The organism is Burkholderia sp. Ac-20344 (assembly GCF_017104975.1).
Classification (GTDB): Bacteria; Pseudomonadota; Gammaproteobacteria; order Burkholderiales; family Burkholderiaceae; genus Burkholderia.
Genome location: NZ_JAAGPP010000244.1, coordinates 1 through 8,098, shown reverse-complemented (window position 1 = coordinate 8,098; position 8,098 = coordinate 1). Strand labels below are relative to the sequence as shown.

The 8,098-nt window shown below is 68.0% G+C and carries 6 protein-coding genes; 4 read left to right on the top strand and 2 right to left on the bottom strand.

Going from position 1 to position 8,098, the window contains the following annotated elements:
- Positions 1–1,577, bottom strand: a 1,577-nt coding sequence (locus tag G3N64_RS37240) for an exodeoxyribonuclease V subunit gamma (RefSeq protein WP_205788608.1), incomplete at its 3' end; no start/stop codon positions are given.
- A gap of 182 nt (positions 1,578–1,759) precedes the next feature.
- Here G3N64_RS37240 and G3N64_RS37235 point away from each other — a divergent pair.
- Both G3N64_RS37235 and G3N64_RS37230 read left to right on the top strand, forming a co-directional pair.
- The gene (locus G3N64_RS37235) at positions 1,760–4,051 is read left to right on the top strand and encodes an FUSC family membrane protein (protein WP_205788607.1); all 2,292 of its coding nucleotides are present in this window, start codon (positions 1,760–1,762) and stop codon (positions 4,049–4,051) included.
- Between the two features lie 293 nt (positions 4,052–4,344).
- Positions 4,345–5,712, top strand: a complete 1,368-nt coding sequence (locus G3N64_RS37230; RefSeq protein WP_205788606.1) for an amino acid permease — start codon at positions 4,345–4,347, stop codon at positions 5,710–5,712.
- Between the two features lie 148 nt (positions 5,713–5,860).
- On the opposite strand, the gene G3N64_RS37225 is transcribed toward G3N64_RS37230, so the two are convergent.
- Entirely contained in the window at positions 5,861–6,022 is a 162-nt protein-coding gene (locus tag G3N64_RS37225; RefSeq protein ID WP_205788605.1) for a hypothetical protein, read from the bottom strand.
- Between the two features lie 243 nt (positions 6,023–6,265).
- Between G3N64_RS37225 and G3N64_RS37220 the strand changes: the two genes are divergently transcribed.
- The gene (locus G3N64_RS37220) at positions 6,266–7,309 is read left to right on the top strand and encodes a Fe(3+) ABC transporter substrate-binding protein (RefSeq protein ID WP_205788604.1); all 1,044 of its coding nucleotides are present in this window, start codon (positions 6,266–6,268) and stop codon (positions 7,307–7,309) included.
- Positions 7,310–7,352: 43 nt separating this feature from the next.
- The coding region (locus tag G3N64_RS37215) for an ABC transporter permease subunit (RefSeq protein WP_241021409.1) at positions 7,353–8,098 on the top strand (746 nt) is incomplete at its 3' end.

The window sequence follows — 8,098 nt, the reverse complement described above, 5'->3', positions numbered from 1 at the left end:
TCGATCGGCAGCCACGCGCCGACCGGCGCCGCGCCTTCCGGCATCGCGTAACCGAGAAAGAGCCGCGCGAGCGCATCGGAGAACGTATGGCGCGGCGACGGCACGGCCGCGTCGTCGCTCGCGAGCGGCGACAGCCCGCGCCGCGCGCCGGCGGCCGCGAGCCAGGTCTGCACCGTCTCCAGCGCGGCCGCATCGATGCCGTAACGCGCCGCCACCGCGTCGACGCGCAGCCATTCGACCAGCTCGGGCGCGCCGACCTGCCGTTCCGGCAACGCGAGCCAGTCGAGCAGCACGCGTGCGACCGGGTTCGCCTGCGACGGCGGCAGGCCGGTGATCCGGTAAGGCACACGCGCGCCGCCGGCGCCGGCCGTGCCGAACACGGCGTCGATCAGCGGCCCGGCCGCCGCAAGATCGGCCACCGCGACGAGCACGTCGGACGGCTGCAGGCTCGCGTCGGCGTCGAACCACGCGAGCAGCCGGTCGTGCAGCACCTCGAGCTGGCGCGCGAGGCTGTGGCACACGTGCACCTCGATCCCGCGCTCGGCTGGTGCGTCGCCGATTTCGGCCTCCGGCTGCAGTTCGAGGATCGCGTTCTGCACGCGCGCGAGCCACGTCGGCGCGGGATTCTCGACGAAACGCGACGCATCGCCCGACGCGGCGCTTTCGGTCAGCTCGTGCAGCATGTGCAGCTGCGCCTGGGTCTGCCGGCCCCATTCGGCGAGCAGCGGATGGCCGACTTCCTGGTAGTCGAGCCGCCCGGCCGCATCGAGCGCCTCGGCATGCGCGGCGGTCACGATGTCGAACCAGAATTCGCGGCACGGGTTCAGCGCATAGACGCGCACGTCGATCCAGCGCGACAGCTCGCGCAGCAATGCGACATGCAGCGGCGGCATCGTCGGCAGCGCGAACACGCTGACCGATTCGGGCCAATCGAGACGCGAGATGGCATCGAGATCGAAATGACGCGCCTCGACGAGGAAGCGGTGCGCCGGCGGCGTGCCGCTGTCGCTCAGCTCGGCGAGCAGCGCGCGCCACAGCGCGGCCTGCCAGCGCTCGTCGTCGCGCGCGGCGTCGCTGATCCCGCGCGGCGCGCCGTCGCCCGCGAGCACGGACTCGCCGGCCTGCCATGCGGCCAGCCATTCGGGGCGATAGGTCAAGTAGTGATCGAGCACGGCCGCGACGCGGTGCGCGAGCTCGTAGCGCATTGCATCGTCGGATGCGGACAGATACGCGGCGAGCCGCGGGGACGCGAGCCACGGCGCACCGTCGGACGCCTGCGCAAACAGCCGGTAGCAGCGCCACACGAGGCGGTCGGGTGCGAACGGCGAACGCGCGGGCACCGTCAGCACGCGGCCGATCTGCGCCCACAGCCATTGCGCGAGATACGTGAACTCGACGTTCGCGCATACGCCGTTGCGTGCGGCGATGTCGAGCTCGAGACGGCGGCGCAGCGCCGCGCTCGGCACGATGACCTGTTGCGGCGCCCACGGGCCATTGCGGGCCGGGAACGCGGCCAGATCCTCGAGCAGCGCGTCGGCCAGCGTTTCGTGACGGTTCGAATAGAAGAGATGGAGCATGAAGCAGGCGTCGGAACCTCGCGCCGGCCGGGCCGGGCGAACAGGATCACCAAGGATAGCAAATGGACCGCCGCCGCGGACCTCGTCCGGAAAGCCAGGTTTTGCGGACCGCGAAATACGATAGACTCGTCGCCAGTCAAGATGCCGCCCCCGGGCGTCTTCGTCTGCCATTCAACCCATCGATGCGCTATTCGGTCGAAATCAGAAAGTTTTTCTACAGCCAGTACTTTTTCGGCGGCCTGCGGATCGCGGTCGGCGTCTCGCTGCCGGCCGTGTTGTGCCTGATCGTGTTTCACAACCGGGAACTCGGCTTCACGATCTCGACGGGCGCGCTCGGCGCATGCGTCGTCGACATGCCGGGCCCGCTCAAGTACAAGCACAACGAAATGCTCGCCTGCAGCGTGATCGGTTTTCTGGCCGCGCTCGCAACCGGCCTCGCGACACCGAACATCTTTATGCTGTGGCTCACCATCGTGCCGCTCACGTTCGTGCTGTCGCTGATCGTCGTCTACGGCAACCGCTGGCCGCAGATCAGCTTCGCGACGCTGTTCATGATGGTGATGACGCTCGAGGAGAAATTCACGCCGCTGCAGGCGTTCGTCAACGCCGGCTGGATTCTCGCGGGCGGCCTCTGGTACACGTACTGGGCCACGCTCGTGTCGCGATGGCAGGCGCGCCGGATCGAGCAGCAGGCGCTCGCCGAGAGCCTGTTCGCCTGCGCCGACTACCTGCTCGCACGCGCGCAGTTCTACGATCTCGATGCCGATCTCGACGAGTGCTACCGCAACCTCGTCGCCAAGCAGATCACGGCGGTCGAAACGCAGGAAACCGCGCGCGACATCGTGCTGCGCAACCTGCCGAAGCTGCGCCGCGGCAAGCTCGACCCCGGCCGCACGACGATGTACAACCTGTTCATCAACAGCGTCGACCTGCACGAACTGTTCGTCGGCGCGCACACCGATTACCCGCTGGTGCGCAACACGTTCGGCGGCTCCGATCTGATCATTTTCTATCGCGACCTGATCGGCAAGGCGGCCGCCGATCTCGAGGAGATCGGCCTCGCGGTGCTCGAGAACCGCGCACCGCATTCGCGCATCAGCGTGAAGGCCGAACTGCGCGCGATCGAGTACGAGATCGAGCTGATGCGCAAGAAGAACTTCCCGGCCTCCAACGCGGAAGCGTACGCGGCCGTGCTCGCCACGTTCCGGCGCATCTGGAGCGCGACGCGCCTGATCGACCGGATGCGCCGCAACCTGTCGGGCCACGCCGATCCGCAGCAAACCGAACTGAAGATCGACAAGGCGCTCACGCGCTTCCTGCAGCGCCGCCGGATGTCGCCGCTGCTGATCTTCTCGAACCTGAACATGCGCTCGCCGAGCTTCCGCCACGCGCTGCGCGTGACGATCGCGGTGGCGGTCGCGTTCTGGCTCGGCCGGCTGCTGCCGCTCACGAACGCGTACTGGATCGTGATGACGACCATCATCATCCTGAAACCCGGCTACTCCCTCACCAAGCAGCGCAACGCGCAGCGGATCATCGGCACGCTGATCGGCTGCGCGGCGAGTATCGCGCTGATCTACACGGTGAAGGAGCCGCACCTGCTGATCGCGGTCATGTTCGCGTCGATGGTGATGAGCTACAGCCTGCTGCTGTTCAACTACGCGGCGAGCGTCGTGTTCACGTCGTCGTACGTGCTGCTGATGTTCCACCTGCTCGCGCCGGGCAGCATGCGGATCATCGGCGAGCGCGCGATCGACACGGTGGTCGGCTGCATGATCGCGATCGCCGCGAGCCGGCTGTTCCCGTACTGGGAATACCGGCTGATGGGCAAGCAGGTTGCCGACATGCTCACCGCCACCCGCAAGTATTTCGAGGCCGTGTGGCGCGCCGGGCGCGGCGCGTCGCCGCCGCCGGTACCGGCCGCCGACGGCGCGGCCGTCGTGCCGGTCATCGCAGCGGCCATCGAGACGCCGGCCACGACCCTCGACGACGACTACCGCTACCGCCTCGCGCGCAAGGACGTGCACATCGCGTTCGCGAATCTCGGGCAGGCGTTCCAGCGGATGATGATCGAGCCGAAGGCACACCAGCGCTTCGTGCCCGAACTGAACGACCTGCTCGTGCAGACGCACGTGCTCGGCGCGCAGATCACGGCCGCCGCGCCGCTGATCCGCACGGCCTGCGCGGCCGACGGCAGCATCCTCCACGACGACGCGCTGCATCGCGGCCTCGCCGCGGTGCTCGACAATCTCGAGAAGGCCGAGGCCGGCGAGCCGCCGCCCGCCGATCAGCTCGACGCGTCGAAGCAGATCACGCGCGACCTCGACACGATGGTCGTGTCCGCGGAGAAATCCGATGCGGTGGGTGCCGAGCTCACGCACGACCTGAAGGTGCTCGCGCACCAATGCAAGCAGATGCTCGCGTCGTCGCTGCTGATCCGCAAGGATGCGAGCGTGATCCGCCTGCCTGCCTGACCGCGGCTTTACCCCCGCCGGTGGCCGGCCCGCGCATGCCGCGGGTCGGCCCCGGCGCTCCCCGATTCAGCGATCCCCGCGAAGCATGACCCGCCCGTTCCACGCGGCCTGCGCCCGCGATGCGCGACCGCCCGCCCCCCTATTGCGCCCGTCGCGCCAGTCAGGGAATACCCGATTCCGGTCAGCCGGCCCGCCTTGTTATCATTTGTTCACATTTAAGTTGTATAGACAACTTGAGCCAATCGGACGGGCCCCGCGCGCCCGGTCCGTCGCATAACGATATCGGAGACACGATGAAAAACTTGCAGCGCCACCTGAGCGCGCGGCACATCCGCTTTCTCGCGCTGGGATCGGCGATCGGCACGGGCCTGTTCTACGGTTCGGCGTCCGCGATCCAGCTCGCGGGCCCGGCCGTGATCCTGGCGTACATCCTCGGCGGCGCGGCCGTCTACATGGTGATGCGCGCGCTCGGCGAAATGGCCGTTCGCGACCCCGTCGCCGGCTCGTTCGGCCACTACGCGACCGAGAACCTCGGCCCGTTCGCCGGATTCGTCACCGGCTGGACCTACACGCTCGAAATGGTGATCGTCGCGATTGCCGACATCACCGCGTTCGGCATCTACATGGGCTTCTGGTTTCCGGATGTCCCGCAATGGATCTGGGTGCTCGGCGTCGTCGCGATCATCTGCGGGCTGAACCTGTGCCACGTGAAGGTGTTCGGCGAGCTCGAGTTCTGGCTGTCGATCATCAAGGTCGGCGCGATCGTCGCGATGATCGGCGGCGGCGTCGCGATCCTGCTGACCGGCATGCACGTCGGCCACTCGGCCGACGTGCCGACGTTCGCGAACCTGTGGAATCACGGCGGCTTCCTGCCGAACGGCGTCGGCGGACTGATCGCGTCGCTGTCGGTCGTGATCTTCGCGTACGGCGGGATCGAGGTGATCGGGATGAGCGCCGGCGAGGCCAAGGATCCGGAGCGCGTGATTCCGCGCGCGATCAACGCGGTGCCCGCGCGCATCCTGCTGTTCTACGTGCTGACGATGGTCGTGCTGATGTCGATCAGCCCGTGGACGGGCGTCGGCAGCGACGGTAGCCCGTTCGTGCAGATCTTCTCGGCGCTCGGCGTGAAGTCGGCCGCGACGATCCTCAACCTGGTCGTGATCAGCGCGGCGATCTCCGCGATCAACAGCGACATCTTCGGCGCGGGCCGGATGATGTTCGGGATGGCGCGCCAGGGCCAGGCACCGCGCGTGCTGATGACGACGTCGCGGCACGGCGTGCCGTGGGTCACGGTGCTCGTGATGGCGGTCGCGCTGCTCGCCGGCGTGCTGCTCAACTACCTGATGCCGAAGGACGTGTTCCTGATGGTCGCGGCGATCGCGACGTTCGCGACCGTGTGGGTATGGCTGATGATCCTGCTGTCGCAGGTCGCGATGCGCCGCCGGCTGTCGAGCGCCGAAGTCGCGGCGCTGAAGTTCAAGGTGCCGTTGTGGCCGATTGCGCCGGCACTGACGATCGCGTTCATGGGCTTCGTGATCGTGATGCTCGGCTGGTTCGAGGACACGCGCGTCGCGCTGTATGTCGGCGCGGCCTGGCTCGCGCTGCTCGCGGTCGTGTTCTACGCACGAATCCGCCCGAAGTTCGCCCCTGCGTCACGTTGACGCACGGCTGACCTGCATACGCGGCGCGCCGGTTCCGGCGCCCGCTTCCCTCCCGGCTCCGCGCGGCATCTGCCGCGCCAAAAACCGGGGGCTCACCCTTCCCCCATCCACCCCACGTGCGCGGCCCGCCGGGCCGCGCATCGGCACGTCAGTGCGACGCCGCGCCCGCGGCCTCGGCCGGATGGGCCTCGTCGTACGCGTGCTTCTGCGAAACCGCGTTGTACAGGATCGTCCCGATCACGAGCAGCACGGCCACGACGATCAGGATGCTCACGTTGCGGACAGGATTCTTCTTGCGCTGATCGTTCATGGTCGGTGCGTCTCGTCAAATTCATCGAAGCGGGCATTCTACGCGCTTGCGCTCCTGCTGCGACGCCCCGTTTCCGATCCCCTTCCCCATCCTCCCCCCTGCTCGCCGCAAGCTTTCATTTGATAATCGTTCCCATTTCGATCTAGAATCTCGAGTCTTTCATTCTGTAATGTTTCGGGTCGCTCGGGCGGCAGGCGCGCCCCGGAACGCTCCCTTCGTCCACCTGCCCCTTCCGGAGTCTTCATGTCGAATCCGCGCACCCGCCTGCTGCCGCTCGCCGGCGCCCTCGCCCTTGCCGCCGCCGCATTCGCGCCGCTGGCCCACGCGGCCGAGGAAGTCAGCCTGTACACCACCCGCGAACCGAAGCTGATCCAGCCGCTCATCGACGCGTTCACGAAGCAGAGCGGCGTCAAGGTCAACACGGTGTTCGTGAAGGACGGCCTGCTCGAGCGTGTGAAGGCGGAAGGCGCGCAGTCGCCGGCCGACGTGCTGATGACGGTCGACGTCGGCAACCTGCTCGATCTCGTCGACGGCGGGCTCACGCAGCCGGTGCGCTCGAAGGCGCTCGACGACGCGATTCCCGCGAACCTGCGCGGCGCGAACGGCGACTGGTACGCGCTGTCGCTGCGCGACCGCGTGCTGTACGTCGAGAAGGACCTGAAGGTCGATGCGTTCCGCTACGAGGATCTCGCCGATCCGAAATGGAAGGGCAAGGTCTGCATCCGCTCGGGCCAGCATCCGTACAACACGGCGCTCGTCGCGGCGATGATCGCGCACGACGGCGAAGCGGCGACCGAAAAGTGGCTGCGCGGCGTAAAAGCGAACCTCGCGCGCAAGGCGACGGGCGGCGACCGCGACGTCGCGCGCGACATCCTCGGCGGCATCTGCGACGTCGGCCTCGCGAATGCCTACTACGTCGGTCACATGAAGAATGCCGAGCCTGGCAGCGATGCGCGCAAGTGGGGCGACGCGATCAAGGTCGTGCGGCCGACGTTCGCGAACGCGAAGAGTGGCGGCACGCACGTCAACATCAGCGGTGCGACGGTCGCGAAGCATGCGCCGCACAAGGCCAACGCGGTGAAGCTGCTCGAATACCTCGTGTCGCCGGAAGCGCAGGCACTGTATGCGCAGGCGAACTACGAATACCCGGTGCGCGCGAACGTGACGCTCGACCCGGTGATCGCCAGCTTCGGCACACTGAAGATCGACCCGCTGCCGCTGGCGGACATTGCGAAGCATCGCAAGCAGGCGAGCCAGCTCGTCGACAAGGTCGGTTTTGACAACTGACGCAACAACCGCCAGCGCGCGCCGCCCGCCATGCCGGCCGCGCCTGCTGCCACGCACGGGCAGCCTGTGGCTGCTCGCGGCGCTGGCGATCGCCGCGGCGGTCGCGGCGCCGCTTGCGGTGCTCGTGGCCGCCGCGTTCGACGCCGATCTCGCGCATTGGCGGCATCTCGCCGAATTCGTGCTGCCGCAGGCGCTCGTCAATACGCTGCTGCTGCTCGCGGGCGTCGGCGCGATCGTGTCGGTCGTCGGCACCGGCTGCGCATGGCTCGTCACCGCGTACGACTTTCCCGGCCGCCGGATGCTGACGTGGGCGCTGCTGCTGCCGCTCGCGGTTCCTACCTACATCGTCGCGTTCGCGTATCTCGACCTGCTGCACCCGATCGGCCCCGTCCAGGGTGCGGTCCGCTGGCTGCTCGGCTTCGACAGCCCGCGGCAGTTCCGCCTGCCCGACCTGCGCTCGCTGCCCGGCGCGATCTTCGTGCTCGGCTTCGTGCTGTATCCGTATGTGTACCTGAGCACGCGCGCGATGTTCGTCACGCAGTCCGCGAGCCTGCTCGAAGCCGCGCGCACGCTCGGCGCGGGACGCATCGCCACGTTCTGGCGCGTCGTCGTGCCGCTCGCGCGGCCTGCGATCGCGGTCGGCGTGAGCCTCGCGCTGCTCGAAACGCTGAACGATATCGGCGCGTCGGAATTCCTCGGCGTGCAGACGCTGACCGTATCCGTCTACACGACATGGATCACCCGCTCCGATCTCGCCGGCGCCGCGCAGATCGCACTCGCGATGCTCGA

What these genes read in the sequence shown, in the direction of transcription:
- G3N64_RS37225 (WP_205788605.1), bottom strand. Translation starts at nt 6,022, where the DNA reads ATGAACGATCAGCGCAAGAAGAATCCTGTCCGCAACGTGAGCATCCTG.
- G3N64_RS37230 (WP_205788606.1), top strand. Translation starts at nt 4,345, where the DNA reads ATGAAAAACTTGCAGCGCCACCTGAGCGCGCGGCACATCCGCTTTCTC.
- G3N64_RS37220 (WP_205788604.1), top strand. Translation starts at nt 6,266, where the DNA reads ATGTCGAATCCGCGCACCCGCCTGCTGCCGCTCGCCGGCGCCCTCGCC.
- G3N64_RS37235 (WP_205788607.1), top strand. Translation starts at nt 1,760, where the DNA reads ATGCGCTATTCGGTCGAAATCAGAAAGTTTTTCTACAGCCAGTACTTT.